The 26,754-nt window shown below is 68.8% G+C and carries 27 protein-coding genes; 16 read left to right on the forward strand and 11 right to left on the reverse strand.

Annotated features, from left to right (window positions below):
* The first annotated feature begins 197 nt into the window (after positions 1 to 197).
* From ACWFR4_RS07065 to ACWFR4_RS07115, 11 genes are all read left to right on the forward strand, one after another.
* Positions 198 to 281 (forward strand): putative leader peptide, encoded by an 84-nt coding sequence (locus ACWFR4_RS07065; RefSeq protein WP_324902501.1) that lies wholly within the window; start codon positions 198 to 200, stop codon positions 279 to 281.
* A gap of 118 nt (positions 282 to 399) precedes the next feature.
* Positions 400 to 2,097, forward strand: a complete 1,698-nt coding sequence (locus tag ACWFR4_RS07070; protein WP_453651277.1) for a nitrite/sulfite reductase — start codon at positions 400 to 402, stop codon at positions 2,095 to 2,097.
* On the forward strand, positions 2,094 to 2,273 hold the full coding sequence (locus ACWFR4_RS07075; RefSeq protein ID WP_100591340.1) for a hypothetical protein: 180 nt from the start codon (positions 2,094 to 2,096) through the stop codon (positions 2,271 to 2,273). Before ACWFR4_RS07070 ends, ACWFR4_RS07075 begins: the two co-directional genes overlap by 4 nt.
* Entirely contained in the window at positions 2,270 to 2,992 is a 723-nt protein-coding gene (locus tag ACWFR4_RS07080; RefSeq protein WP_453651279.1) for a phosphoadenylyl-sulfate reductase, read from the forward strand. The genes ACWFR4_RS07075 and ACWFR4_RS07080 overlap by 4 nt, the downstream gene beginning before the upstream one ends.
* On the forward strand, positions 2,992 to 3,558 hold the full coding sequence (gene cysC, locus ACWFR4_RS07085; RefSeq protein ID WP_453455479.1) for an adenylyl-sulfate kinase: 567 nt from the start codon (positions 2,992 to 2,994) through the stop codon (positions 3,556 to 3,558). The genes ACWFR4_RS07080 and cysC overlap by 1 nt, the downstream gene beginning before the upstream one ends.
* A gap of 91 nt (positions 3,559 to 3,649) precedes the next feature.
* On the forward strand, positions 3,650 to 4,588 hold the full coding sequence (gene cysD / locus ACWFR4_RS07090; RefSeq protein ID WP_453455482.1) for a sulfate adenylyltransferase subunit CysD: 939 nt from the start codon (positions 3,650 to 3,652) through the stop codon (positions 4,586 to 4,588).
* On the forward strand, positions 4,589 to 5,947 hold the full coding sequence (locus tag ACWFR4_RS07095) for a sulfate adenylyltransferase subunit 1 (RefSeq protein WP_453455485.1): 1,359 nt from the start codon (positions 4,589 to 4,591) through the stop codon (positions 5,945 to 5,947).
* 230 nt (positions 5,948 to 6,177) lie between these two features.
* Positions 6,178 to 7,293: an aliphatic sulfonate ABC transporter substrate-binding protein gene (locus ACWFR4_RS07100; RefSeq protein WP_453651281.1), complete on the forward strand. Its 1,116-nt coding sequence runs from the start codon at positions 6,178 to 6,180 to the stop codon at positions 7,291 to 7,293.
* A 49-nt stretch (positions 7,294 to 7,342) separates the two neighbouring features.
* Positions 7,343 to 8,131 (forward strand): ABC transporter ATP-binding protein, encoded by a 789-nt coding sequence (locus ACWFR4_RS07105; protein WP_453651283.1) that lies wholly within the window; start codon positions 7,343 to 7,345, stop codon positions 8,129 to 8,131.
* A complete protein-coding gene (locus ACWFR4_RS07110) occupies positions 8,118 to 9,041 on the forward strand; it encodes an ABC transporter permease (RefSeq protein ID WP_453455490.1) in 924 nt (307 codons plus the stop codon). Before ACWFR4_RS07105 ends, ACWFR4_RS07110 begins: the two co-directional genes overlap by 14 nt.
* A 7-nt stretch (positions 9,042 to 9,048) precedes the next feature.
* Positions 9,049 to 9,798 carry a sirohydrochlorin chelatase gene (locus ACWFR4_RS07115; RefSeq protein WP_453455493.1) on the forward strand — a complete coding sequence of 250 codons (750 nt, stop codon included), beginning with the start codon at positions 9,049 to 9,051 and terminating at the stop codon, positions 9,796 to 9,798.
* Between the two features lie 67 nt (positions 9,799 to 9,865).
* Here ACWFR4_RS07115 and ACWFR4_RS07120 read toward each other — a convergent pair whose 3' ends face one another.
* Positions 9,866 to 10,453, reverse strand: coding sequence for a TIGR03086 family metal-binding protein (locus ACWFR4_RS07120; RefSeq protein ID WP_453455496.1), 588 nt, complete (start codon positions 10,451 to 10,453; stop codon positions 9,866 to 9,868).
* A 51-nt stretch (positions 10,454 to 10,504) separates the two neighbouring features.
* Entirely contained in the window at positions 10,505 to 11,512 is a 1,008-nt protein-coding gene (locus ACWFR4_RS07125; RefSeq protein WP_453651285.1) for a ketopantoate reductase family protein, read from the reverse strand.
* A 140-nt stretch (positions 11,513 to 11,652) separates the two neighbouring features.
* Between ACWFR4_RS07125 and ACWFR4_RS07130 the strand changes: the two genes are divergently transcribed.
* Positions 11,653 to 12,054 carry a hypothetical protein gene (locus tag ACWFR4_RS07130; protein ID WP_453651287.1) on the forward strand — a complete coding sequence of 134 codons (402 nt, stop codon included), beginning with the start codon at positions 11,653 to 11,655 and terminating at the stop codon, positions 12,052 to 12,054.
* A gap of 16 nt (positions 12,055 to 12,070) precedes the next feature.
* On the opposite strand, the gene ACWFR4_RS07135 is transcribed toward ACWFR4_RS07130, so the two are convergent.
* From ACWFR4_RS07135 to ACWFR4_RS07145, 3 genes are all read right to left on the reverse strand, one after another.
* Positions 12,071 to 12,442: a nuclear transport factor 2 family protein gene (locus ACWFR4_RS07135; protein WP_453455504.1), complete on the reverse strand. Its 372-nt coding sequence runs from the start codon at positions 12,440 to 12,442 to the stop codon at positions 12,071 to 12,073.
* Positions 12,435 to 12,986, reverse strand: coding sequence for a DUF1697 domain-containing protein (locus tag ACWFR4_RS07140; protein WP_453455507.1), 552 nt, complete (start codon positions 12,984 to 12,986; stop codon positions 12,435 to 12,437). The genes ACWFR4_RS07135 and ACWFR4_RS07140 overlap by 8 nt, the downstream gene beginning before the upstream one ends.
* Positions 12,987 to 13,059: 73 nt before the next feature.
* On the reverse strand, positions 13,060 to 14,271 hold the full coding sequence (locus ACWFR4_RS07145) for a S8 family serine peptidase (RefSeq protein WP_453651289.1): 1,212 nt from the start codon (positions 14,269 to 14,271) through the stop codon (positions 13,060 to 13,062).
* A gap of 398 nt (positions 14,272 to 14,669) precedes the next feature.
* Here ACWFR4_RS07145 and ACWFR4_RS07150 point away from each other — a divergent pair, with 398 nt between their 5' ends.
* Positions 14,670 to 16,925: an MMPL family transporter gene (locus ACWFR4_RS07150; RefSeq protein WP_453651291.1), complete on the forward strand. Its 2,256-nt coding sequence runs from the start codon at positions 14,670 to 14,672 to the stop codon at positions 16,923 to 16,925.
* Positions 16,926 to 17,000: 75 nt separating this feature from the next.
* Here ACWFR4_RS07150 and ACWFR4_RS07155 read toward each other — a convergent pair whose 3' ends face one another.
* Positions 17,001 to 17,960: a CDP-alcohol phosphatidyltransferase family protein gene (locus tag ACWFR4_RS07155; RefSeq protein WP_453455515.1), complete on the reverse strand. Its 960-nt coding sequence runs from the start codon at positions 17,958 to 17,960 to the stop codon at positions 17,001 to 17,003.
* A gap of 387 nt (positions 17,961 to 18,347) precedes the next feature.
* On the opposite strand from ACWFR4_RS07155, the gene ACWFR4_RS07160 reads away from it, so the two are divergent.
* Both ACWFR4_RS07160 and ACWFR4_RS07165 read left to right on the forward strand, forming a co-directional pair.
* Positions 18,348 to 19,445, forward strand: a complete 1,098-nt coding sequence (locus ACWFR4_RS07160; protein ID WP_453651293.1) for a DegT/DnrJ/EryC1/StrS family aminotransferase — start codon at positions 18,348 to 18,350, stop codon at positions 19,443 to 19,445.
* Between the two features lie 41 nt (positions 19,446 to 19,486).
* Positions 19,487 to 20,479: a Gfo/Idh/MocA family oxidoreductase gene (locus tag ACWFR4_RS07165; RefSeq protein WP_453455599.1), complete on the forward strand. Its 993-nt coding sequence runs from the start codon at positions 19,487 to 19,489 to the stop codon at positions 20,477 to 20,479.
* A gap of 14 nt (positions 20,480 to 20,493) precedes the next feature.
* On the opposite strand, the gene ACWFR4_RS07170 is transcribed toward ACWFR4_RS07165, so the two are convergent.
* A complete protein-coding gene (locus ACWFR4_RS07170) occupies positions 20,494 to 20,886 on the reverse strand; it encodes a GtrA family protein (protein ID WP_453455521.1) in 393 nt (130 codons plus the stop codon).
* A gap of 144 nt (positions 20,887 to 21,030) precedes the next feature.
* On the opposite strand from ACWFR4_RS07170, the gene ACWFR4_RS07175 reads away from it, so the two are divergent.
* The gene (locus ACWFR4_RS07175; protein WP_453651295.1) at positions 21,031 to 21,999 is read left to right on the forward strand and encodes a glycosyltransferase family 2 protein; all 969 of its coding nucleotides are present in this window, start codon (positions 21,031 to 21,033) and stop codon (positions 21,997 to 21,999) included.
* A 37-nt stretch (positions 22,000 to 22,036) separates the two neighbouring features.
* On the opposite strand, the gene ACWFR4_RS07180 is transcribed toward ACWFR4_RS07175, so the two are convergent.
* The 4 genes from ACWFR4_RS07180 to ACWFR4_RS07195 form a co-directional block, all read right to left on the reverse strand.
* Positions 22,037 to 22,660: an acyltransferase gene (locus ACWFR4_RS07180; RefSeq protein ID WP_453455526.1), complete on the reverse strand. Its 624-nt coding sequence runs from the start codon at positions 22,658 to 22,660 to the stop codon at positions 22,037 to 22,039.
* A 61-nt stretch (positions 22,661 to 22,721) separates the two neighbouring features.
* Entirely contained in the window at positions 22,722 to 23,171 is a 450-nt protein-coding gene (locus ACWFR4_RS07185) for a hypothetical protein (RefSeq protein ID WP_453455529.1), read from the reverse strand.
* 49 nt (positions 23,172 to 23,220) lie between these two features.
* Positions 23,221 to 25,347 carry a N,N-dimethylformamidase beta subunit family domain-containing protein gene (locus ACWFR4_RS07190; RefSeq protein ID WP_453651297.1) on the reverse strand — a complete coding sequence of 709 codons (2,127 nt, stop codon included), beginning with the start codon at positions 25,345 to 25,347 and terminating at the stop codon, positions 23,221 to 23,223.
* A gap of 4 nt (positions 25,348 to 25,351) precedes the next feature.
* Positions 25,352 to 26,662, reverse strand: a complete 1,311-nt coding sequence (locus tag ACWFR4_RS07195; protein ID WP_453651299.1) for a hypothetical protein — start codon at positions 26,660 to 26,662, stop codon at positions 25,352 to 25,354.
* Between the last annotated feature and the right edge of the window lie 92 nt (positions 26,663 to 26,754).

Genomic DNA, 26,754 nt, shown 5'->3' on the forward strand with positions numbered 1-26,754 from the left:
GGGGACGTAGGAGAGGGACAAGAACATGAGGGGCGCCGCGGGACACCGCGGCGCCCCTTCCCGTACTCTCCCCTTCTCTCCGGTCCATTCCGCCCCCTCCAGTGACGCGCGACACACCTGTCCGCGATGCGAGACAGTCTTGTCCACTCTCTGGACAGTGGTGGACTGGGCCGAAAGTCCCATGACACGCTTCCGTCATGGATCGAGCTGGAATTGCCTTGGTGAGTCGGCGGCACGTCGACCTCGGCCGCATGTCCAGCGCCATGTGTCCGGTGAGCTGACTCCACCAGCACCGCCGCACTTTCTCCCCGTACAGCACCCTGCGCACCGCCGCGCCCTCGCGCGAAGTGTGCCGGTCAAAGCTGTCAGAGCCTCCGCCCGCCCGAAGGACGTACACCCATGGCTGCCACCCCTGAAAAGCCCACGACCGCCGCGCCGCGCCGCAAGGTGAGCCGTCACCGCGGCGAGGGCCAGTGGGCCGTGGGTCACTTCACGCCGCTCAACGGCAACGAGCAGTTCAAGAAGGACGACGACGGTCTCAATGTGCGGACACGCATTGAGACGATCTACTCGAAGCGCGGCTTCGACTCCATCGACCCCAACGACCTCAGGGGCCGCATGCGCTGGTGGGGGCTCTACACCCAGCGCAAGCCCGGGATCGACGGCGGCAAGACCGCGATCCTGGAGCCGGAGGAGCTGGACGACGAGTACTTCATGCTCCGCGTCCGCATCGACGGCGGCCGGCTGACCACCGAGCAGCTGCGCGTCATCGGCGAGATCTCGCAGGAGTTCGCCCGCGGGACCGCCGACATCACCGACCGGCAGAACATCCAGTACCACTGGATCCGCATCGAGGACGTGCCGGAGATCTGGCGGCGCCTCGAAGCGGTCGGGCTCTCCACCACCGAGGCCTGCGGTGACACGCCCCGCGTCATCCTCGGCTCGCCCGTCGCCGGGGTCGCCGCCGACGAGATCATCGACGGCACGCCCGCCATCGACGAGATCCAGCGGCGCTTCATCGGCAACCCCGAGTTCTCGAACCTGCCGCGCAAGTTCAAGACGGCGATCTCAGGCTCCCCGCAGCTCGACGTGGCGCACGAGATCAACGACATCGCGTTCGTCGGCGTGAACCACCCCGAGCACGGCCCCGGCTTCGACCTCTGGGTCGGCGGCGGCCTGTCCACCAACCCCAAGCTGGGCCAGCGCCTCGGCGCCTGGGTGCCGCTCGACGAGGTGCCGGACGTGTACGGCGGCGTCATCGGCATCTTCCGCGACTACGGCTACCGCCGCCTGCGCACCCGCGCCCGCCTGAAGTTCCTGCTCGCCGACTGGGGCACCGAGAAGTTCCGGCAGGTCCTGGAGGACGAGTACCTCCAGCGGAAGCTGGTCGACGGCCCCGCGCCCGAGCAGCCCGCCGGCACCTGGCGCGACCACCTCGGCGTGCACCCCCAGAAGGACGGCCTCTTCTACGTCGGCTTCGCGCCCCGCGTCGGCCGTGTGGACGGCACGACCCTCACCAAGATCGCCGAGATCGCGGGCGCCCATGGCTCCGGCCGGCTGCGCACTACCGCCGAGCAGAAGATGATCGTGCTCGACGTGGCCGAGGACCAGGTCGAGTCGCTGGTGGAGGCGCTGGAGGCGCTGGACCTGAAGGTCAACGCGTCCCCCTTCCGGCGCGGCACCATGGCCTGCACCGGCATCGAGTTCTGCAAGCTCGCGATCGTCGAGACGAAGGCGCGCGGCGCCTCGCTGATCGACGAACTGGAGCGCCGCGTCCCGGAGTTCGACGAGCCCCTCACGATCAACATCAACGGCTGCCCGAACGCCTGCGCCCGCATCCAGGTCGCGGACATCGGCCTCAAGGGCCAGCTGATGCTCGACCAGGACGGCAACCAGGTCGAGGGCTACCAGGTGCACCTGGGCGGCGCGCTGGGCCTGGAGGCCGGGTTCGGCCGCAAGGTCCGCGGCCTGAAGGTCACCGCGGCCGAGCTCCCCGACTACGTCGAGCGGGTCCTCAAGCGCTTCCAGGCGGAGCGCGAGGACGGCGAGCGCTTCGCCACGTGGACGGCGCGCGCGTCCGAGGAGGCTCTGTCATGAGCGAGCGGGCCGCCCCCTTCTACTGCCCCTACTGCGGTGACGAGGACCTGCGTCCGAACGAGACCGGGCACGGCGCGTGGGAATGCGCGGCGTGCAATCGGGCCTTCCAGTTGAAGTTCCTCGGTCTGCTGACCCGGGGAGTTCAGCGCAACGACGGTGGAGGGGAAGACATATGACGACCACTCAGGCCACTGAGGTCGCCGACCGGACCGAGCCCGACCTGCGGGAGCTCGCGGAGCGGGCCGGGCGCGAACTGGAGGACGCGTCCGCCCTGGAGATCCTCACGTGGGCGGTCGACACGTTCGGCAAGCGCTTCTGCGTGACCTCCTCCATGGAGGACGCGGTCGTCGCCCATCTCGCCTCGCGCGCCAGGCCCGGCGTGGACGTCGTCTTCCTCGACACCGGCTACCACTTCGAGGAGACCATCGGCACCCGGGACGCCGTCGAGGCCGTGATGGACGTGAACGTCATCACGCTCACGCCCCGGCAGACCGTCGCCGAGCAGGACGCCGAGTTCGGGTCGAAGCTGCACGACGTCGACCCCGACCTGTGCTGCGCCATGCGGAAGGTCAAGCCCCTTGAGGACGGCCTGAGTTCGTACACGGCGTGGGCCACGGGACTGCGCCGCGACGAGTCCCCGACGCGGGCGAACACCCCGGTCGTCGGCTGGGACGAGAAGCGCCGCAAGGTGAAGGTCTCGCCGATCGCCCGCTGGACGCAGGACGACGTGGAGGCGTACGTCGCCGAGCACGGTGTGCTGACCAACCCCCTGCTCATGGACGGCTACGGGTCTGTGGGCTGCGCCCCCTGCACCCGGCGCCTGGTCGAGGGCGAGGACGCGCGGGCCGGCCGCTGGGCGGGACGCAACAAGACCGAGTGCGGGATCCACGGCTGATGCCCGGGACCACAGAGACTTTGGAGAAGCAAGTGACCGGAGCCACCGTCTGGCTCACGGGTCTGCCGAGCGCGGGCAAGACCACCATCGCCAACGAGCTCGCCGAGCAGTTGCGCACCGACGGCCGCCGCGTCGAGGTGCTCGACGGCGACGAGATCCGCGAGTTCCTCTCGGCGGGCCTCGGCTTCAGCCGCGCGGACCGCGACACGAACGTGCAGCGCATCGGCTTCCTCGCCGAACTCCTCGCCCGTAACGGCGTGTTGACGCTCGTCCCGGTGATCGCGCCGTTCACGGACAGCCGCGAGGCGGTACGCAAGCGCCACCAGGCCGGCGGCACCGGCTACCTGGAGGTGCACGTGGCCACGCCCGTCGAGGTGTGCTCCGTGCGCGACGTGAAGGGCCTGTACGCGAAGCAGGCGGCGGGCGAGATCTCCGGGCTGACCGGGGTCGACGACCCGTACGAGGCGCCCGAATCGCCCGACCTGCGCATCGAGTCACACACCCAGACCGTGCAGGAGTCAGCGGCTGCGCTGTTCGCGCTGCTCACCGAAAGGGGTGTCCTGTGAGCGACGCATGTGCGACCGCCCGACTGCAGACGACCACGATGCCCACGCCTCTGCGCCGCGCAGGCGGAGAAGCGAACGAAAGGGAGTCGGCATGACGACCGTCGCACCCACCACCGGCGAAGAGACCGACAGCCCGTACGCGCTCTCGCACCTGGACGCCCTCGAGTCCGAGGCCGTGCACATCTTCCGTGAGGTCGCGGGCGAGTTCGAGCGGCCGGTGATCCTCTTCTCCGGCGGCAAGGACTCCATCGTGATGCTGCACCTGGCGCTCAAGGCGTTCGCGCCGGCGCCGGTGCCGTTCACGCTGCTGCACGTCGACACCGGGCACAACTTCCCCGAGGTCCTCGAGTACCGCGACCGCGCCGTCGCCGAGCACGGGCTGCGGCTGCACGTCGCGTCCGTGCAGGAGTACATCGACCGCGGCGCCCTCAAGGAGCGTCCCGACGGGGTGCGCAACCCGCTGCAGACGGTGCCGCTGACGGAGAAGATCCAGGCGGAGCGCTTCGACGCCGTCTTCGGCGGCGGGCGCCGCGACGAGGAGAAGGCCCGCGCCAAGGAGCGCGTGTTCTCCCTGCGCGACGAGTTCTCCCAGTGGGACCCGCGCCGCCAGCGCCCCGAGCTGTGGCAGCTCTACAACGGGCGCCACGCCCCCGGCGAGCACGTGCGCGTCTTCCCGCTGTCCAACTGGACCGAGCTCGACGTGTGGCAGTACATCGCCCGCGAGGGCATCGAGCTGCCGGAGATCTACTTCGCACACGAGCGGGACGTCTTCAAGCGCTCCGGCATGTGGCTGACCGCCGGTGAGTGGGGCGGCCCCAAGGAGGGCGAGAGCGTCGAGAAGCGCCTCATCCGCTACCGCACGGTCGGCGACATGTCGTGCACCGGCGCCGTCGACTCCGACGCGACGACGCTGGACGCCGTGATCGCCGAGATCGCCGCCTCCCGGCTCACCGAGCGGGGCGCGACCCGCGCCGACGACAAGATGTCCGAGGCCGCGATGGAAGACCGCAAGCGCGAGGGGTATTTCTAAATGAGCACCACCACAGAGCAGTTGGCCGACCTGTCGGCCACGACCCTGCTGCGGTTCGCCACCGCCGGTTCCGTCGACGACGGCAAGTCCACCCTCGTGGGCCGCCTGCTGCACGACTCCAAGTCGGTCCTCACGGACCAACTGGAGGCCGTCGAGCACGCGTCCCGCAACCGCGGCCAGGAGGCGCCCGACCTGGCGCTGCTCACCGACGGCCTGCGCGCCGAGCGCGAGCAGGGCATCACCATCGACGTCGCCTACCGCTACTTCGCCACGCCCCGGCGCCGGTTCATCCTGGCCGACACCCCGGGCCATGTGCAGTACACCCGGAACATGGTGACCGGCGCGTCCACCGCCGACCTCGCCGTCGTCCTCGTCGACGCCCGCAACGGCGTCATCGAGCAGACCCGCCGGCACGCCGCCGTCGCCGCGCTCCTGCGCGTCCCGCACGTCGTGCTCGCGGTGAACAAGATGGACCTCGTCGACTACGCGGAGCCCGTCTTCGCGAAGATCGCCGAGGAGTTCACGGCGTACGCGTCCGACCTGGGCGTTCCCGAGATCACCGCGATCCCGATCTCCGCGCTCGCCGGTGACAACGTCGTGGAGCCGTCCGCGAACATGGACTGGTACGGCGGCCCGACCGTCCTCGAGCACCTGGAGACGGTCCCGGTCAGCCACGACCTGACGAGCTGCCACGCGCGGCTGCCCGTCCAGGTCGTCATCCGCCCGCAGACCGCCGAGCACCCCGACTACCGCGGTTACGCGGGCCAGATCGCGGCCGGCACGTTCCGCGTCGGCGAGTCCGTCACGGTGCTGCCGTCGGGCCGCACGTCGAAGGTCTCCGGGATCGACCTGCTGGGCAAGTCTGTCGACGTGGCGTGGACGCCGCAGTCGGTGACTCTCCTCCTGGAGGACGACATCGACATCTCGCGCGGCGACCTGATCGTGCCGAGCGGCGACGCGCCCGCCACCTCGCAGGACGTCGAGGCGACCGTCTGCCACGTGGCCGACCAGCCTCTCGCCGTCGGCCAGCGCGTGCTGCTCAAGCACACGACGCGCACGGTCAAGGCGATCGTCAAGGAGATCCCCTCGCGGCTCACCCTGGACGACCTGTCCCAGCACCCCGAGCCGGGACAGCTGGTCGCCAACGACATCGGCCGCGTCAAGGTCCGCACCGCCGAGCCGATCGCGCTCGACGACTACGCCGACTCGCGCCGCACCGGTTCGTTCCTCCTCATCGACCCGGCCGACGGGACGACGCTCGCCGCCGGCATGGCGGGCGAGGCGTTCTCCGGCAAGCCGCAGGCGGCCCACGCGGAGGAGACCGCGCAGGCCACCGACGACGACGGCTGGGACTTCTAGTCATGACGCCCATCGACATCTATGCGACGTTCGCGAAAGAGGGCGGCCGCATCGGCAGCGGCACCCTCGGCGCGGGCCAGGGCGGGGTCGGGCGATGTGCGCGATGACGTACGCGCACTGCCTGCGCGCCCACACCCCCCGCGACCTGTTCGTACGAAGACGAAACCCTGCCGACCTCCCGGCCACGCCCTGAGAGCGTGACCGCCGGGCCAACGAGAGGACCACCTCCCGTGCCTGCCAACTCCGCCTCCTGGCGCCGCGGCCTCGCCGCCGTCGCCGCCCTGCCGCTCCTCGCGCTCGCCGCGACGGCCTGCGGCTACGGCTCCACTGCCAAGGACGACACGTCCGACAAGACGAACGTCGCCGCCAAGGGCAAGAAGCTCTCCGCCGACACCGTGAAGATCGGTTACTTCGGCAACCTGACGCACGGCACCGCCCTGGTGGGCAACCAGAAGGGCTTCTTCCAGAAGGAGCTCAAGGGCACGCAGGCCAAGTACCAGATCTTCAACGCGGGGCCGTCCGAGATCGAGGCGCTCAACGGCGGCTCCATCGACATCGGCTGGATCGGCCCCTCGCCGTCGATCAACGGCTTCAGCAAGTCCCAGGGCAAGAGCCTGCGCATCATCGGCGGTTCGGCGTCCGGCGGGGTGAAGCTGGTGGTGAACCCGAAGACGATCAAGTCCCTGGACGACGTCAAGGGCAAGAAGATCGCCACCCCGCAGCTCGGCAACACGCAGGACGTCGCGTTCCTCAACTGGATCGCCGAGAAGGGCTGGAAGGTCGACGCCAACAGCGGCAAGGGCGACGTCTCCGTGGTCCGTACGGACAACAAGATCACCCCGGACGCCTACAAGTCCGGCTCCATCGACGGCGCCTGGGTGCCGGAGCCGACCGCTTCCAAGCTCGTGGCCGAGGGCGGCAAGGTCCTCCTCGACGAGTCCGATCTGTGGCCCGACAAGAAGTTCGTGATCACGAACATCATCGTGTCGCAGAAGTTCCTCAAGGAGCACCCGGACGTCGTCGAGGCCGTGCTGCGCGGCTCGGTGAAGACGAACGCGTGGATCAACGCCAACCCGGACGAGGCGAAGGCCGCGGCCAACAAGCAGCTGGCGGCCGACTCCGGCAAGGCGCTGCCCGCGGACGTCCTCGACCCGGCCTGGAAGTCGATCCAGTTCACCGACGACCCGCTGGCCTCGACCCTCGACTCCGAGGCGGCGCACGCGGTGAAGGCGGGCCTGCTGGAGAAGCCCGACCTCAAGGGCATCTACGACCTCGCACCGCTGAACAAGGTCCTCAAGGCCGAGGGCAAGGGCGCGGTCCCCGACGCCGGCCTCGGCGTCAAGTAACCGCGTCAGGCAATCCCGTAATCGCTTGAGTTCCCAGGAGGTGACGACCATGGCAACGACCCTCGCCAAGGCCGTGGACGGCACGGAGACCACCGGCCACGCCGCGCGGATCGAGCACGTCTCGAAGTCCTTCGCCACGCCCGCCGGGCAACAGCTCGTCCTGGACGACATCACGCTCGATGTCGCTCCGGGCGAGTTCGTCACCCTCCTGGGAGCCTCGGGCTGCGGGAAGTCGACGCTGCTCAACCTGGTCGCGGGCCTCGACCGGCCCTCGTCCGGCGAGATCAGCACGCAGGGCCGGCCGGCCCTGATGTTCCAGGAGCACGCCCTCTTCCCGTGGCTGACCGCGGGCAAGAACATCGAACTGGCCCTGAAACTGCGCGGCGTCGCGAAGGCCGACCGCCGCACGCGGGCGGAGGAGCTCCTGGAGCTCGTCCGGCTGAACGGCGCGTACGACAAGCGGGTGCACGAGCTGTCCGGCGGTATGCGCCAGCGCGTGGCGCTGGCCCGGGCGCTCGCGCAGGACAGCCAACTGCTGCTGATGGACGAGCCGTTCGCCGCGCTCGACGCCATCACGCGCGACGTGCTGCACGACGAGCTGACCCGTATCTGGCGCGAGACGAACGTCTCCGTCCTGTTCGTCACGCACAACGTCCGCGAGGCGGTGCGGCTCGCCGAGCGGGTCGTGCTGCTCTCTTCGCGGCCGGGCCGGGTGGCGCACGAGTGGCGGGTCGGCATTCCGCAGCCGCGCCGCATCGAGGACACCGCCGTGGCGGAACTGTCCGTCGAGATCACCGAACAACTGCGTGGGGAGATCCGCCGCCATGGCCAGCACTGAGACGACGACCGCGAGCAAGGACACGGGCGCCGTCAAGGACTCGGGCGCCGCACAGGACCTGGCCGGTCTCGAAGCGGGGCTCGACGCCCTGGACACTGTGCAGACCGCCCGAACCCCGCTGCGCCAGACGCTGGTCCAGAAGGTGCTGCCGCCGCTGACGGCGGTGCTCCTGGTCCTGGTGGTGTGGCAGGGACTGGTGTCGTTCAAGATCGTCGACGACCCGAGCAAGCTGCCCTCGCCGTCCGCGGTGTGGGACGAGGTGTCCGACGCGTGGTTGCAGGGGACGCTTCTCGACTACATCTGGACGAGTGTGTCGCGCGGCCTGCTCGGCTTCCTGCTGGCGCTGGTGATCGGCACCCCACTCGGCCTGGTCGTCGCCCGGGTCCGGTTCATCCGGTCCGCGATCGGCCCGATCCTGTCCGGCCTCCAGTCGCTGCCCTCGGTCGCCTGGGTCCCGCCGGCCGTGATCTGGCTGGGCCTCGACAACAAGATGATGTACGCCGTGATCCTGCTCGGCGCGGTCCCCTCGATCGCCAACGGCCTGGTGTCGGGCGTCGACCAGGTGCCGCCGCTGTTCCTGCGGGCCGGCCGCACCCTCGGCGCGACGGGCCTGCGGCACACCTGGCACATCGTGCTCCCGGCCGCGCTGCCCGGCTATCTCGCGGGCCTGAAGCAGGGCTGGGCGTTCTCGTGGCGCTCACTGATGGCCGCGGAGATCATCGCCTCGTCGCCGGACCTGGGCATCGGCCTCGGACAGCTCCTGGAGAACGGCCGCAACGCCAGCTCCATGTCGATGGTCTTCCTCGCCATCTTCCTGATCCTGATCGTCGGCATCGCCATCGACCTGCTGCTCTTCAGCCCCCTGGAGCGGCGCGTCCTGCGCAGCCGCGGCCTCCTGGTGAGGAGCTGACCCCGCCATGCACCAGCGCCCCGCCCGCCCGGTCCTGCTCGTGATCGCTCACGGCAGCCGCGATCCGCGCCATGCCGCGACGGTCCACGCGCTCGTACGCGAAGTACGGGCGCTGCGGCCGGGGCTGCGGGTGGAGACGGGGTTCCTGGACTTCAACGTCCCCTCGGTGAACGGCGTCCTGGAGTCCCTGGCGGCGGAGGGCGTGCGCGACGTGGTCGCGCTCCCGCTGCTCCTGACGCGCGCGTTCCACGCGAAGGCGGACATTCCGGCGGTCCTGCGGCAGGCCCCGGCCCGGCTGCGGATCCGCCAGGCGGAGGTGCTCGGCCCCTCGCCGCTCCTGACGGCGGCACTCGAACGCCGTCTGTACGAGGCCGGGCTCACCCCGGCCGACAAGCCCACGACCGGGGTCGTCCTGGCCTCGGCGGGCTCCACCGACCCGGAGGCGATCGCAGTGATCGCTGAAATCGCGCGGGAGTGGCGGCACACCGGTTGGTGCGCCGTGCGACCTGCGTTCGCCTCCGCATCTCTGCCCCGCACGGAGGACGCCGTGGCGCAACTGCGCGCCGAGGGCGTCCGCCGGGTGGCGGTCGCCCCCTACGTCCTGGCCCCCGGCTTCCTCCCGGACCGCATCGCCCGCGGCGCCTGTGAAGCGGACGTCCTCGCGGACGTACTGGGCCCGGCCCCGGAGGTGGCACGACTGCTCGTGCAGCGCTATGAGGCGGCGACGGTACGGGAGTTGGTGGCGGTGAGCGCCTGACGCGACGCGTCAGGCGGCCGCCGTCCCCTCATCCCGCCCTCTCCGGCATTCCGCCTCTCCGAGCCGTTCAGCGCGGATCCCGCCCGCTCAGCGCAACCGCCCGGTGGAACAAAGGCGCGTCGGCCCGCACCGGGACCGCGTCGGCGAAGCCGTCGTACCGGCGGTATTCCTCCGCGTTCGCCTCGACCACGTCGAGCAGCAGGCGGGCCGTGGCATCCGGGAGCTGGAAGTTCTGGCCGGTGGCGTGGGCCACGTCCCAGCCGTGGAGGGCCAGTTCGGCGACGAGCAGGCGGGCGATCTCGGGCGCGGGCGTCTTCGCGAAGCCCAGGTCGATCTCGCCCTCCCAGACCTGCGGGTCGGACCAGGCGGCGACGGCCCGTTCGAGCTGTGCCGCGTAGGCCTCGGCCCAGTCGGTGTCGGCGGTGAAGTCGCGGGCCGTGAGGTCGTCGGGGAGCTGCTTGCGCAGGGCCCGGTGCTCCAGGCCGTGCGCTGAGTAGAGGACCCAGTGGTTGACGAGGGTGCGGACGTCCCAGTCGCCGCACCCGCTCGGCTCGGGCAGGCGCGCCGCGTCGACCCCGCGCGCGACCCTGACGGCCTCCGCGGCGCATTCCTTCATCGACGTGTACTCGATCATGGAGGTGTACTCGGTTTCCATGCGGAAAGCGTCTCGCGCGGGGGCCGCCGGCGGCTTGAAGAAATGCGACAGCTACCGCGTCGCCGCGTCGGCCTCCGCCACGAGGTCCGCAATCGTCATGGACCCGGCCGGCCTGCGCTCGCGGGCAAAGCGGTCGGCCACCGACTGCAGGGCGTCGTTGACCGGGGTCGGCACACCGTGCAGCCGTCCGAGCAGGCCCATCTCGCCGTTGAGGTAGTCGGACTCGATGGTGCCCGTGCCCCGGCTGAGGGACTGCCACGACGAGCCGCCGCTGCGTTCCGAGCCGTCGAAGGGCTCGAACCGTATCTTGTCGCCGCGGGACTCCTTCTCCTCCTCCTTGGAGGCGAACGCGATCCCCGCCGCGCCTAGCACGGCCTCGCCCTCCGCGCGGGCGCGCCCGTGGAGGGCGAGCCCCTCCTCGCTGGAGATCACCCCGGACACGGCCTCGATCGCGTTGGCCAGGTTGCCGAGGAGCTTGGCGTACTTCCAGCGCATCACGTCGGGCACGACGGGGGCCTCGAAGAAGGACTTCTCCAGATCGGCGGAGATGCGATGGGCGGTCTCGTCGACGCCTCCCGGGAACCCGCCGATGTGCAGGATGCCGGTGAGCGGGGTGCCCGCGGCGGACACGACGCCGGGCTCGACGAACGTGGCGGGCAGCCACACGCACATGCCGTACACGCGCCGGAAGAGCCGCAGCGCGAGGCGCTCGCTCTCCACTCCGTTCTGCGCGCAGACCAGTGGCAGCAGCTCGGCGGCGGTGCCGCCTCCGGCGACCGGCCGCCCGGCCCACGCTTCGAGCGCCGCGACGCTGTCCTGGGTCTTCACGGCGAGCACGAGGACGTCGTCCGGGCTCAGTTCGCCGAGCTCCTCGGGCCCGGCGACGACCGGGAGGCGGTGGATGTGCGGGCCGTCGGGGGTGACGAGACGGAGTCCGTGGTCCCGCAGTGCCTCGTACTGCTTGCCGCGGGCGACGAGGACGACGTCGTGCCCGGCCTGTGCGAGCCGGCCGCCGATGGCGCCGCCGACCGCTCCTGCTCCGATGATGAGATAGCGCATGCCAACGAGCCTGTCACAGAAGGCTGTAGGGGCCACTCACGATCGGACAAACTCTCTGCTCCGCGCACTGAGGCGTGCGAGCCTGCTCCCCGTGCGTACACGCTTGGCCCTCTGGGGGGGCCGGACTCCTCTGCCTGCTCGTGGCGGTTCTCGGCGGCTGCTCGGCCTCCCGGCAGTGGCGGCAGGCGGAGCGGATCGACGCGGCTCCGGTCCGCGTCACCGGCGTCGTCACCGCCGTCGAGCACGTGCCGAAGAGTGGTGACGAGCAGGTGATCGCGTACGAGGTCCAGGGTCACCGGTACACCGCCAGGAGATCGCTGGGCACGGGCCCCGGCAGTCCCGGGGCCGGTCACCGGGTGTGTCTGGAGGCCGACCTCGATCACCCCGACGTGGTGCGGCTCTGCGGTGAGCGGTATCCGTCGGGCGACGACATGTATCCCACGTACGTCCTGGTCACGGTCACCGGAGCCATCGGGGCCTGCGTAGTCGCGGGCGTCGCCGTCGGGGTCCGCCGCCGCATCGACTCGAAGCCGGCGCGCTGACGCCTCCGCGCCGCGCTCACTCCCGGCTGAACGGCGTCCCCTGGTGGAAGTACAGCAGCCAGCGGCCCTCGACGTCCTGTCGCCAGAGTGAACTGCGGTGAGCGCAGACGCCGTTGCGGTCGGTGTCGAAGGTCAGATGGACGAGGCCGGGGCCGAGTCGCACGCCCTTCATCCGCGAGACGGTGAGGGGCCGCACGCCCGGCTCGCGCGTGGCGCAGAGCTCGGCGATGATCGAGGCGCGGTCCCAGCGGCGGCCCGACGCGCCGAACTCGAAGTAGTCGGGGTGCAGCAGCGCGCCGAGCAGCTCCGGGGAGCGGCGCACGGCCGGGTCGAGCAACCGTAGTTCACCCTCGATGGCGGCCTCGACTGCGGCGTCGAGCTCAGGCACCGGTCATCTCCACGAGCTTGACGACGGTGTTCCAGTTGCGGGTGGTGGCGATGAGGCCCTTGTTCAGGGCCGGCCGGGCGAGCACGACGGCGAGCTTCGAGCGGCCGAGGCCCTCGGGAGCGTAGAGGTACAGCTCGCGCGGGCCGAGCCGGAAGTCCTCGGGGGCGAACGCAGCCGGGTCGACGGGGGCGAATCGCTCGGGGTCCACGGGCCCGGAGAAGTAGGTGACGTGCAGCTGCTTGCCTTCGAGCGAGTCGGCGTCGAAGGGGCACGCGTCCGCGACCGACGCGAGGTAGGCGTGGTCGCGCACGATCACGTCCACGGCGAAGCCGAACTCCTTCTCGATGGCCTCGCTCAGCTCCGCCGCGAGGGCCTCCTCGTCGCCGTGTTCGCTGCTGAACGTCGCGTTGCCGCTCTGGAGATACGTCCGTACGTCGCCGTGCCCGAGCCCTTCGATCAGGGGGCGAAGTCGCGCCATCGGGACCTTTTTGCTGCCGCCCACATTGATGCCGCGGAGCAGTGCCGCATACGCCTTTGTCGCCATGGGGGACACGATAGGCGGCCGCCGCGCCCCGTGGGGGAGGGCACGGCGACCGCCGGTCAGGGGTGCAGCGGCGCTACTCGACGATCTTGAGGAGCTTGTTCGGCGTGCCCTCGCTCGCGTTGGAGATCTTGTCGGGGGTCGCGCCGTCGGTCAGTGCCTTGGAGACGTCCGCGGGGGTCGCGTCCGGGTGACCGCTCAGGTAGACGGCTGCGGCGCCCACGACATGGGGGGTCGCCATCGACGTACCGGAGATGGTGTTGGTGGCGTCGTCGCCGGTGTTCCAGTCGGAGGTGATGTCCGAGCCGGGGGCGTAGATGTCCACGACGGAGCCGTAGTTGGAGAAGTCGGACTGCTCGTCGTCCTTGGTGGAGGACGCGACGGTGATGGCCTCCTTGACGCGGGCCGGGGAGCCGCCGGACGCGTCGGTCGACTCGTTGCCCGCGGCGACCGCGAAGGTGACGCCGGAGGCGATGGCCTTCTGGACGGCCGCGTCGAGCGCCTCGTCGGCGCCTCCGCCGAGCGACATGTTGGCGACGGACGGGCCCTGGTGGTTCTTGGTGACCCAGTCGATGCCCGCGACGACCTGCTCGGTGGTGCCCGAGCCCTCGTTGTCGAGGACGCGGACGGCGACGATCTTCGCCTTCTTGGCGACGCCGTGCGCCTCACCGGCGATGGTCCCGGCGACGTGCGTGCCGTGGCCGTTGCCGTCGTCGGCGTTGTCGTCGTTGTCGATGGCGTCGAAGCCGGAGGTGGCGCGGCCGCCGAAGTCCTTGTGGCTGACGCGGACGCCGGTGTCGATGACGTACGCGGTCACGCCCTCTCCGGCGCTGTCCGGGTATGTGTACTTCTTGTCGCCCGCGGTGTCCGCCTGGTCGATGCGGTCGAGGCCCCACGACGGCGGGTTGTCCTGGGTCGCGTCGATGTGGAATTTCTTGTTCTGGACGACCTTGGCGACCGACGAATCGGCGGCGAGGCGCTTGGCCTCGGTCTCCGAAAGACCGTTGACGGAGAATCCGTTGACGGCGGAGGAGTAGGCGCGCTTCAGCTTGCCGCCGTACTCCTTGGCGAGGTCCTGCTTGGCGTCCGTGTTCGCCTTCTGGTCCAGCAGCACGATGTAGCTGCCGGAGACGGTGCCCTTGGCGTCGAGCCCGTAGACCTTGCCCTCGGCCGGGGTCGAGGCGCCGGCCAGGGAGCCCGCGAAGACGGTCACTCCGACCGCGGTGGCAGCGGTGGCTATCGCCGCGGTGAGCTTCATCGTGCTGCGGGCACGCTTGTGAGTTGCCATGAAGAGGGGTCTCCTCGTGGTTTCTGTGGGGGGGTTTGTGGGGGGTTTGCTGATGGATCTCACGCATCCCCCGGCAATCTCCGGAAGATCTCCGGGGGTTGGCACGAAACCCTGTCCGATTGACGCGACCAGATCAAGACCTACATACAGCTGTGACTTGTTCAACAAGCCTTCGTAATAACAATTCGGGCTTCGACCGACACTTCGGACTCCGGGAATTCCCTATAGATGTAGGGGCCTTGAGTCCTCCTGAGTGGGGAGCACGCCCCGCCCGCAAGGAGGAGCCGGGCCCCCGCCGGCTCACCGGGCAGCACGACGAGACGCACTTATCGGGCCCATACCTTCGATACGGAGGTGGCGGCACGGTGCTGTCACCGCACACAAGGGGGCAGCCCGTCATGGGGAACCGAGACACGCGGGTACGGGGCCTGGCGGCCCGGGCCGGCGGCTGGAGCGTGCGGCACCGATGGGCTGCCGTGGGGATCTGGGTGCTTTTCGTGGTCCTGGCCATGGGGATCGGCTCGGCCGCCGGCCGCGTCGACGTGTCGGACAGCGATCAGCTCCAGGGAGAGACCACGCGGGCGGCGCGCATCATCGACGACGCCGGTATCGAGGAGCCCGCGGGCGAGACCGTGCTCGTCCAGGGCAGGGACGGCAAAGTGCGGGCCACGGACGCCGACTTCCGGCGGGCCGTCGACGAGGTCGTGAAGGCGGTCCAGGGCACGGGCGCCGTCACGAACGTGAAGTCGCCCTACGACCCACGGGCGAAGACGATCTCCAAGGACGGCCGCAGCGCGCTCGTCCAGTTCGACATGCGCGGCGACCCCGGCACGGCGAGCGACCGCGTGGAACCGGTACTCAAGGCCGTCGAGAAGGTCCAGCGGACCCATGGCTCGCTGCGGATCGAGGAGATCGGCGGCGCGAGCATGGGCAAGACGTTCGAGGACGCCTTCGGCAACGACTTCCAGCGGGCCGAGTACTCGGCGGTCCCGGTCGCCCTCGGCATCCTCCTCATCGCGTTCGGCGCACTGGTCGCCGCCCTCCTCCCGGTCGCCCTGGCCGTCACCGCGATCATGGCGACGATGGGTCTGATGGGCATCGTCAGCCACCTCCAGCCGATGAGCGACACCGCCAACTCCGTGATGCTGCTGGTGGGTCTCGCGGTCGGCGTCGACTACTGCCTGTTCTATCTGCGGCGCGAGCGCGAGGAGCGGATGAAGGGTCACGACCCGCAGACCGCGCTGCGGGTGGCGGCGGCGACGAGCGGCCGGGCCATCATCGTCTCGGGTGTCACGGTCTGCGTGGCGATGGCGGGCATGCTGTTCACGGGGCTCGCCGAGTTCCAGGCGATGGGCCTCGCCTCGCTCATGGTCGTGGCGGTCGCCATGGTGGGCTCCGTGACGGTGCTGCCGGCGCTGCTCTCGCTGCTCGGCGAGCGCGTCGAGAAGGGGCGGCTGCCGTTCCTGAACCGCGACAGGCGAAGTAACGGGAACGGGGCTCCGGAGGGCAGCCGGTTCTGGCAGGCGGTGCTGCGCGTCGTCCTTGCCCGGCCCGCCGTGTCCGTGGTCGTCGCGGTCGGCGCGCTGCTCGCGGTGACCGCCCCGGCGCTCGGCATGAAGACCCAGAACCTCACCCTGGACCAGGAGTTCGGCGACTCGCTGCCGATCGTGGCGACGTACGACCGGCTCAACGACGCGTTCCCCGGCGGCTCCGAGCCGGCCGAGGTGGTCGTCAAGGCCGCCGACATCAACGCGCCCGAGGTGCGGAGCGCGATCGCCGACTTCCGTGCGGCGGCGGTCAGTTCGGGCGCTTCGCGCGGCCCGGTGGATCTCACCGTGCACGGCCGCGAGAACGTGGCGTTCATCAGCGTCCCGCTGGTCGGCGGCTCCGACCAGGACAGGGCGGAAAAGAGCCTCGCGCTGATCAGGGACCAGGTGCGCCCGGACACGCTCGGCAAGGTCGACGGGGTCGAGGCGCCCGTCACCGGTCAGGTCGCGGGATCGAAGGACTTCAACGACCAGATCGTCGGCTCGGTGGTCCCGGTGTTCGCGTTCGTCGTGGTCTTCGCGTTCCTGCTGATGTTGCTGTCGTTCCGCTCGCTGACGGTGGCGATCACCTCGATCGCCCTCAACCTGCTGTCCGTGGGCGCCGCTTACGGCATCCTGGTCGCCGTCTTCCAGAACGGCTGGGGCGCGTCCCTGGTCGGCGCGGAGGGCGTGGGCGCGATCATCTCCTGGCTGCCGCTGTTCCTCTTCGTGATCCTCTTCGGGCTCTCGATGGACTACCACGTGTTCGTGGTGTCGCGGATCCGGGAGGCGCGGCTTCAGGGACGTACGAACAAGGACGCCATCACACACGGCGTGGTGACGACCGCGGGCGTGGTCACCAGCGCGGCGGTCATCATGGTGGCCGTCTTCGCGATCTTCGGGACGCTGTCCATGCAGTCGTTCAAGCAGATGGGCGTGGGCCTGGCGGCCGCGGTGCTCATCGACGCGACGGTCATCCGCGGCATCCTGCTCCCCGCCGTGATGGCGCTCCTCGGGGAGCGGAACTGGTACCTGCCGAAGTGGCTGCACCGGCTGCCCGACCTGACGCACGACGAGGTGGCCGCTCCCCCGCCGCCGTCCGTGACGGACGAGAGGGTGGGGGTGTGACGACGGCGTACGGCTGAGGTACGCGTCGGGGGTGCCCCGTGGGACCGTCGGGTCCGGCGGGGCACCCCCTCACGTTCAGGCCGCAGCGGCCTGACGGCTGCGTTCCGCGAACGAGTCGATCGTGCGCGTGAAGTCACGGGTCGACAGCAACAGCTTGTAGATGATGGCGAGTTCGAAGGCGAGCAGGAGCGCTCCGGAGACGATCGTCGCCCACAGGACCTGGTCGATCAGCGGGCCGATCATGAAGACGCCCATCTGGAACTCGATCCCGCTGATCAGATGGGTGCGGATGCGGTGGCGGAGCAGGAACGAGCGCATCCGCAGGTATACGGGGAAGCGGCTCCTGAACTCCTGGTGCAGGTCGACGACTTGGGGCGCGGGCCGCGGTGCGGCCTCCGCGATCCCCTGGGCCGAGCGTGCCTTCTGGAGGTCCTGCTCGATGTCCGCCTCGGGGTTGTCGCGCAGGAGGTCCTCCATGAAGGCGAGCTCGGCCTCGTTCTCGGCGCGCCGTGCCTCCCTGACCCGCTCCTTGATCTGCTTGCGCATGGAGTGGCGGATCTTGAAGATCTCCAGGGAGTTGATGTAGCGCAGGGTGTCGAGGCCGACGACGGCCAGGGCGAGCCAGATGTAGAGCTCGTCACCGGTGCGTTCGTACTGGCCCGCCATGAGCGCGACCCCGCACAGCATGACGCGGATGCGGTCGAAGACGAAGTCCAGCCAGGCACCGAAGACCGACCCCTGGCCGGTGAGCCGGGCGACCTTGCCGTCCATGCAGTCGAGGACGAACGACAGGTGGTAGACGACGGCGCCGGCGATGAGCCAGCGCCAGTCGCCCAGCCAGAAGAGGACGGCTGAGCCGAGGCCCAGGATGAAGGCGCCCCAGGTGATCTGGTTCGGGGTGATCCTCGTGCGCATCGCCGTCAGCCGCACCAGCGGCGTGGCGACCGGGTCGACGAGGAGCACGGTCCACCACGCGTCCCGTTTCTTCTGGGTGATGCGGCGCACCTCGTCGAGGGGCGGTATGTCTCGGCGCATGGCTGGTCAACTTCCTGGCGTTCGAGGTGAGTTCACCTCACGCTAGGAAGCCCTTCATACGAGGTTCAAGTAGCGCAGCGTGCAACCTTTGGCCGGGGGTAACAGTCGAACCCCATGACCAAGTCGATGACTTCGCCAGGAGCCACCCGCGTTACCCGAGCGTTACGGAATGACCCGACCGTTACCTGACGTGCGCGATCGCTTCACGCCTCCCGTGGAACCAGACCGCCGGCTACGCGGCCGAGAGGGTGAGCACCCCATACGGGCAAATCACCTCATCCTACGCATACTGCCTTCCGGGTTGATTGGTGGTGCCATCAGAAACCCCCGACACGGAACTGCGGTTAAAGGCAGGCCGACTCCCTCGCTCTCGAACGGAGACTGCCCGTGTGCGGGTCCAGCCTGCCTATCCCAGCCGCCCGGCCCGTGATCGGCGAAGCCGAGATCGAAGCCGCCGTACGCGTCATGCGTAGCGGCCATGTCATCCAGGGGCCAGAGGTGGCCGCCTTCGAGGAGAAGTTCTCGGAGCTGGTCGCCGACCGCAGCTGTGTAGCGGTCAACTCCGGCACCTCCGCGCTGCAGCTGAGCCTCATGGCGCTCGGCATCGGAGCGGGCGACGAGGTGGTGGTGCCCTCCTTCTCGTTCGCCGCCACCGCCAACGCGGTACGCCTGGTGGGCGCCGAACCCGTCTTCGCCGACATCACGCCCGGCACCTACTGCCTCGATCCGCTCGCCGCGGCGGCTGCGATCGGCCCGCGGACCGCGGCGCTGATGCCGGTGCATCTGTACGGACACCCCGCCGCCATGGACCACCTGATGCCGCTCGCCGCGCGCCATGGCCTCGCCGTCGTCGAGGACGCCTGCCAGGCGCACGGCGCCGCCCTGCACGGTCAGCCCGTCGGAACCTTCGGGCAGGCCGGATGCTTCAGCTTCTATCCGACGAAGAACATGCACGCGCTCGAAGGCGGCATGATCACCACCGCCGACCCCGAACTGGCCCGCACCCTCAGACTGCTCAGGAACCAGGGCATGGAACAGCGGTACGAGAACGAGATCGTCGGCGCCAACATGCGGATGACCGACGTCGCGGCGGCCGTCGGCCGTGAGCAGCTGAAGCAGTTGCCTGCGTGGACCGAGCAGCGGCGGGCCAACGCCAAGGTGCTCGACTCCCGTATCGAGGGGCTGCCCGTGCCGCAGGTGGCCGACGGCGCCCGGCACGTCTACCACCAGTACACCGTCGCCATCCCCGACGGCCGCAGGGACGCCGTACAGCAGGAACTGGCGCGGCAGGGCATCGGCAGCGCGGTGTACTACCCGACGCCGATCCACCGTCTGAAGCCGTACCACGACCCGGCCGGCCCTCCCTTGCCCGAGACCGACCGCGCTGCCGCCGCGGTGCTCTCGCTGCCGGTCCACCCGACCCTCGGGCAGGGCGAGCTGGAGCGCGTCGCCCGGGCCGTGAGCGTCGCCGGAGGTGCCCGGTGAGCAAGCAGACCCTGCGTGCGGGACTTGTCGGTCTGGGTGCGATGGGACGCAACCACGCCCGGGTGCTGTCGTCGCTCGACGGCGTCGAACTCGTCGGCGTCATGGACCCGGCGGGAGACGCCACGGGCGCTGCACGTGGCGCCCCGGTCTTCGCCACCCTGCCTGAACTGCTCGCGCTCGGCCTCGACTACGCCGTGGTCGCCTGCCCCACCGCGCTGCACGAGGAGATCGGCCTCGCCCTGGCCGCGGACGGCGTGTGCGCGCTGATCGAGAAGCCGCTCGCCCACTCCGCGACTGCGGCCCGACGACTGGTCGACGCCTTCGACAGGGCCGGTCTGATCGCCGGGGTCGGGCACATCGAGCGCTTCAACCCGGCGTTGCAGAGCCTGCGTTCGCGCCTGGAGGCGGGCGAGCTGGGTGAGATGTTCCAGGTGGTCACGCGGCGGCAGGGGCCCTTCCCGCAGCGCATCGCGGACGTGGGCGTCGTCAAGGACCTGGCGACCCACGACATCGATCTCACCAGCTGGGTGACGGGGTGTCACTACGCTTCCTTGGCGGCCCGCACGCTCTCCAAGAGCGGCCGCCCGCACGAGGACATGGTCGCGGTCGTCGGTGAGCTCACCAACGGCACCATGGTCAGCCACCTCGTGAACTGGCTGAGCCCGCTCAAAGAGCGCTTCACGGCGGTGACCGGCGAGCACGGCTGCTTCATCGCGGACACCCTCACCGCGGACCTCACCTTCCATGCCAACGGCGCCGTCGCCACGGAGTGGGAAGCGCTGAGCACCTTCCGCGGAGCCGCCGAGGGCGACATGGTCCGGTACGCCATCCCCAAGCGCGAGCCGCTGTTCGTCGAGCACGAGCGGTTCCGCGACGCCGTGGAAGGCAAGGGCACGGACATCGTCACCCTGGAGCAGGGGCTGAGGACGGTCGAGGTCGCCGAGGCGGTCCTCGACTCGGCACGGCGGAAGACGGACCTGCCGCTGCAGAGCCCGCACCCCCGGAATCTGGCGGCGGTCACCCAGCGGTCGTAGAGCGAGGTGCCCGGTCACGGCAATCGGGTCGGCTCGGGCCTGCCCGGACTGCCGTGGCTTCGCACACCGGGCGACCTGAAGACCCACCACCGAAATGCGCCGTAATTCACCACCGCATTGACGATGGTCGACGTGGTCTTCGCCGCCACATAGGGCAAACCCAAAGCTGTCAACCCGGTGACCGTCGCCACAGTTGCGCTGTAATTCAGCCCGACGAGCACAAGATATTTGGCAAAGGCCGGTCCGGCCAGTGCGCCGCTGCGAAATACGAAAGCCCTGTTGAGGCCGAAATTGACCGCCAGCACGGTCACAAACGCCAGCGAGGTGGCCGCGGCCAACGGCATACGAAGCCCGCCGTGCAGCAGGACCAGCGTCCCGACATCGATCAGGTAGCACAGTCCTCCCACAAGAAGGAACCTTGCCGTATCGGCCGAGGAAAAGCGGCAAACGGTGTCCCACAGTTTCCGTACGATTTCTGGTACCTTCCCCCCTGCTCCAGCCCATCGTCGCAGACGGGCTCCAGTTGAAGAACCGTGAGAGGTTTTTTCTCCGTGTATCAAAATATGAAAGTCGCGGTTGTGGTGCCGGCGTACAACGAGGAAAAGTTGATCGCCCGGACGATCAACACCACGCCCGATTTCGTCGACCATATCGTGGTGATCGACGACGCCAGCAGTGACTCGACGGCCGTCGAGGCGATCGACGCCGGCGACCCGCGGGTGGTGCTCATCCAGCACGAGAGGAACACCGGGGTCGGTGGAGCGGTCTGCGACGGGCACAAGGAGGCATTGCGGCTGGGGTGTGACGTTTCGGTGGTCATGGCGGGCGACGGGCAGATGGACCCGGCCTACCTTCCCGCCCTGCTGGCTCCGATCTGTGACGGGACCGCCCTCTTCACGAAGGCGAACCGCTTCTACTCGCGCGACTCCTACCGCGGTATGCCGAAACACCGGATTCTCGGAAACGTCATCCTCTCCTTCATGACCAAGCTGGCATCCGGATATTGGCACCTGTTCGACCCCCAGAACGGGTACACCGCGATCCACCGGGCGGCGCTGGAACGGTTGAACCTCGACCGCGTGGCCAAGGACTACTCATTCGAGAACGACCTGCTGATCAATCTGAACATCCTTCGGATCCCGGCCTGCGACGTCCCGATTCCCGCGGTCTACGGGGACGAGGTGTCAACCATGCGGATGCACAAGGTCATTCCGGCGTTGATTGGCCAGCTGGCTCGCGGGTCCGGGCGACGCGTCGTCCTGAAGTACGTCATCTTCTCCTTCTCGCCGATCGCTCTCCTGCTCCTGGCGGGACTGTTCCTGATCGCCTTCGGCAGCGCGGCAAGCACGTGGGTATTGGTCCACACGCTCGGGCCTGCGAGCGCCAGCGCAGGAAGTGTCCTGCTGGCAACCATGCCGATCCTCACCGGAATTCACTTTCTCATCGGCGCCCTCATGCTCGATATCCAGGAGAGCCCGGACCGCCCAGCCGCCACCGCCGGGATCGCAGGCTCCGGATGAAGTCCGCCGCAGCCGGACCCATGGCGGCGTTCTCGCATCAGACCTCCGTGAGAACGCCGTCGTTCTCGGCGTGCAGGACGCCGGTGCCCGGGCATTCCCACATCCCGGTCGAGCCGGGGACCTCGCCGAGCCGCAGGCCCGCACGCCCCACCCAGCCGATGTGACGGGCCGGGACGCCGGCGACCAGGGCGAAGTCCGGCACGTCCCGTGTGACCACGGCACCGGCGGCCACCATCGCCCAGCGGCCGACGTGGACCGGAGCCACGCAGACCGATCGCGCGCCGAGGGACGCGCCCTCGGCGACCGTGACCCCCACGGGCTCCCAGTCGGCACCTCGCTTGGGCCGCCCTTCGGGGTCGACCGAGCGCGGGTTGTGGTCGTTGGTCAGCACGACCGCGGGACCGACGAAGACACCGTGGCCGAGCTCCGCCGGCTCGTAGACCAGGGCGTGGTTCTGAATCTTGACCCCGTCGCCGATCCGGACTCCGGGGCCGACATAGGCGCCCCGCCCCACCACGCAGTTGTCGCCCAGCACGGCCGTCTCACGGATCTGGGCAAGCTCCCACACGGCGGTGCCGGGGCCCACCACGGCCGACTCGTCGACCTGGGCCCCGGCTGCGATCCGGACCGGAGCGAGCGGCGCTTCACTGTTCTGCTTCATGTGTGGTGGAACGACCCAAGGGGTGTCTGGGTTCGGGGACTTGGCCCGTTCGTCTTCTCTCCTACCAGCCTGCCGCCTCTTCGCCGCAAACAGGGCCGAGGGTGATGCAGGCGGTCCCAGCCTCTTCGCACACATGCAGTGTGAAACAGTGCTGGATGGCGCCATAGAAGTAGCCGGTAGCGGTCTCCCCTGCCTTCACCGTTTCCGTGACCCTGCCTGATTCAGGCCCCCCGGTCGTATCCACGTACCACACCGTGTAGGTCATCGGCCGGGCGCCGCCATTTGTGATGACGTACTGGAGGCCGGTTACATCCTGGACTTCTCGTGCCGTGACGCAGACCCTCGTGCTGCCCAGATTTCCACAGGTGCTGGTTGCCTGCCGTTTCTCTTTCGCGGGAGCCGGCTGTTCCCCTTGCCCGGACTCCGCACCAGCAGTCGAGGCGGGAAGGCCCAGCGCAATCACCGCGGTCGCGGCGCCGACCAGTACGGTGCGACGCGAGGTCTCCTTCATAATTCTCTCCTCTCCCCGTCGGCGGTACCTGATCTTGTGTGTCAAGACACTAGGCCACCGCTTTCGCGAAAACGTTCAGCAGGATCTTCTGGATCGCGGTGTCGAACGGAATGCTGCCGGTGAAGGACAGGGAGCCGACCGTGAACACCCAACCTTTGGGGGAAACGGGCGGAACGTAGAGCATTTCGGCCCCGCCTGAATTATTGAGCCCTTCCGCGATCAGTACGGATCCGGGCACGGCGGCCTGTCGACGGTCGACCTCCCAGCCGCTGGCGGCGACGTCGTAGGAGACGCTACCGATGGTGTCTCCCACGTTCAGACCGGTGCCCGCCGTAAAAGGATTGTTATCGGTGTCGCGCACCTTGTACGGGGCGAAGGACATATACGTCGGTGGGAAGTGCGATACGCCCAGGATTTGCGATTCGGACTGTCCGGAATCTGCGAAAACATCTCGTGAGCCGTTGGGTCGTCGAAAAATAACTGCGTTACCGTCCGGCGTGTACTCCATCCGTTCGTAGATTCCGTTCCCGCCCAGGTAGATGATGCGGCCGCCGTTGTTCTGGAAGGCTGCAATGTTGTCACGCGCGGTTTGCGTGAAATACTCGGGATGGGTGGTCAGCACCAGCGCCTTGTAATTCCCGCCCTGCGCAGGTGTCCGCAGCCAGGCGGCACCCGTCGCATGCAGGTCGTTGTCCGCGTAGCAGTCGTACTGGATGCCCTGTGAGCTCATCCATCGAAACAGCAGCAGGTCACTGTAGAGCAGATGGTCGATGATTCCGGTCGCGGTCACATAGGAGTTGTCCCACGAGGTTCCCATATTGGGACGCTGCAGGGTGACGGTCCGCTGCGCACCGGATTGACCGGTCGTATATTGATTGTGCCCGCCCCAGAAATTGTAGGCGTTATAAGTATTGGTCGGCACCAGGACGGCGATCTGTCGCTGTGGCGATGAGGGCCGCACGACGAACATCACGTTGTGTTCTTTGCCCTGGGGTGATTTCAATTGTGATGCGTATACGCCCGAAGGCCAGCTCGCCCCGGTCCCCACGGATACCGAGAAGGACGAATTCCACCCGCACCCTGCGCTGTGATATCCGCTCTGCAGCAGCTGGAACTGCCCGGTTCGAGTAGCGGGCGGGGTGACCGTGACGGGGGCACCGGGTGCAGGAGCGAGGCGAACGGTGGACGACGTGTACGAAGGGAACGTCGTGGAGACGTGGATGCCGAGACTCGTGCCTTGTTGAGTGGACAGGGATGTCGGATAGCCCTGCAACGCCGCCGAATTCTCGCGGGTGAAACCCGAGCCGACCACAGCGCCGGAGCCGCTGGCCCAGTGGACGCCGCTGGCGTCGACGGTCTCGGAGTTGAGCAGGCGATACCACTGGAGTTGGTTGTCGGGGCCCGGCGGATTGGCAGTGCTCGTGTTGATCTTGTACACGGCACCGGAACCATTGGAGAAGAGACCCCTCTCGAACGGCCCCAAAATGGTGGTGTCAACAGGCGCACCACCGTTCGCCCAGTTGAACGATCCAGTTGATCCGAGATAGCGGAACCAGCTGAGCGCGCTGCCGTGCCGCGTTCCAAAAATTACGCCGTTCGGGTCGGCGAACAGTTGGGTGTAGGGCTGCCATTGCGAGCCGATCTTGGCACCCGAATTCGCCGCCCAACTGAAGGAGCCGTTGGTACCGGTATATTTGTACCAACGCAGGTCCCCGTTGCCATCCTGCGCGTAGAGGACGTTGCCCCACCCGCCGATGACACGCGGGAAGTTCCATTGGGTACCGATGCGACTGCCGCTTGCCGAGTGCCAGCTCCCTGCGCCGGTGCCGAGGTTGGACACGATGTATCGGTACCAAATAAGGTCCCCGTTGGGCAGGAAAGCGAAGATCTGTCCGTCGGCGGCGGCCAGGACGAAACGGAATTTCTGCCATCCGGTGCCGATGAGTCGAGGGGCGCCAGAATTTGCCCAGGAGGCGGGGGCGCCCGTCGTCCAATTGATATGCCGATACCAATACAGATTTCCGTCGGCCTGAATCGCGTAGACAATTCCGTTTCCGCCGGGAACCAAGCTCAAGAATCGCTGTTGAGGGTCATAGACCATGCCTTTTGATGCCCTTTCAGATAAACCGCCGTGGGCATGATCGTGCGTTATTGGTCCACGTTCAAGAATCGACACGATCTCATCGGGCCGAGGCCCGTAGAGCGGGGATCAGCGACAGGCAGAGCACGCCGATGAACAGCGGCGCTGCCATGTAGCGGAAGCACGGCGCGGGATTGGCTGCGAGCACGGTGAGCTGCACGCCGAGGGTGACACCCGCCAGGGCGAGCAAGGGACGGCAGCGGCGGGCCCGGGCGAGCAGGGCGACCAGCGCGTAGGTGGCGTAGCACCAGGTGGCGCCACGCCAGAAGAGCCACTCGAGCTGGGGGACGCGGAAGGTGGAGCGGCCGAAGGTGGCCGCGTGGTTGAGGGTCCGGGACAGCGGCCGGGCTGTGAGCACCGGCCGGTACGGGCTGTCCTGGATCGAGCGGAAACCCCAGAGGTCGGCGGGGATCGATGTGCCGTACGTCCATGTCCTGGCGCTCTTGCTCCGCGGTCCGGGGAAGACGGCCCAGGCAATGTGCGCCCGGCACAGCCGCGCGTCGAAGATCTGCTGGGGGGACGTGCGCAGGACGCGCCACCACAACCGCACCAGCGGTTCGGTGAGCCGGTCGGCCGCGGCCCGGTTCAGCGAGGGGCTGTAGTAGAGCACGTCGGACACATAGCAGTTGCTGCCGGCGCCCTGCCAGGTCGAAAGCGGCGCCACCTCGGCCATGAGCCGCAGATCATCCGGGGTGAACAGGCCCGGCGCCTGCGCATAGGTCACCGCCAGGTCGGCGTAGTGCAAGTTGTAGATGAATGCCTTGCTCGGCTGCTCGACGCCGGCCGCCGGATAGACGACGAGCATGAGCAGCAGCGTCAGGGCCGTGGCGGCGCCAGCGAGGCCGGCGATGACGCGCCGGGCTCCGGGCAGCGCCAGGAGCAGGGCCAGTGACGCGATCACGGACATCGGGAAGCCGTTGTTGCGGAAGAGGTCGACGCCCAGGAGCCCGGCGCACAGCAGCAAGAGCTCCGAGCTGTGCAGACGGCCGTTCCACGTGCCGTTCGAGCGTCTGCCCAGGAGCCGTACCGACACCGCGAACACCAGCACCGCACAGATCGTGAACGGCACGTCCTTCCAGACGAAGACGGTGAAGGACCCGAGCGGTGGAGCCGCCGCGCAGGCCACCGCGGCCGGTGCGCTCCATCGCCCCCGTACGCCCAGAGTCCGCAGGCTCGCGCACGTGTAGCCGAGTACCGCGGACATCGCGACCGTCTGCAGCAGCGTCAGCGCAGCGAGGTCCCCCGTGATAACGAGGGTCAGCCAGACCAGCGCGTTGTAGAGCACCGAGTGGTCCGAGCGCCAGTGGCCGGTGGTGACCTGCCACGTGTAGACGACCGAGTCGATGCTCATCAGACCCGGATAGAAGGCCGCCCACCACAGCAGGTAGCAGGCCTGGCACGAGAGGAAGACGGCCAGCGGCAACCGTAGTGCCGGGGGTACGC

Source organism: Streptomyces sp. NPDC055140 (assembly GCF_053607285.1).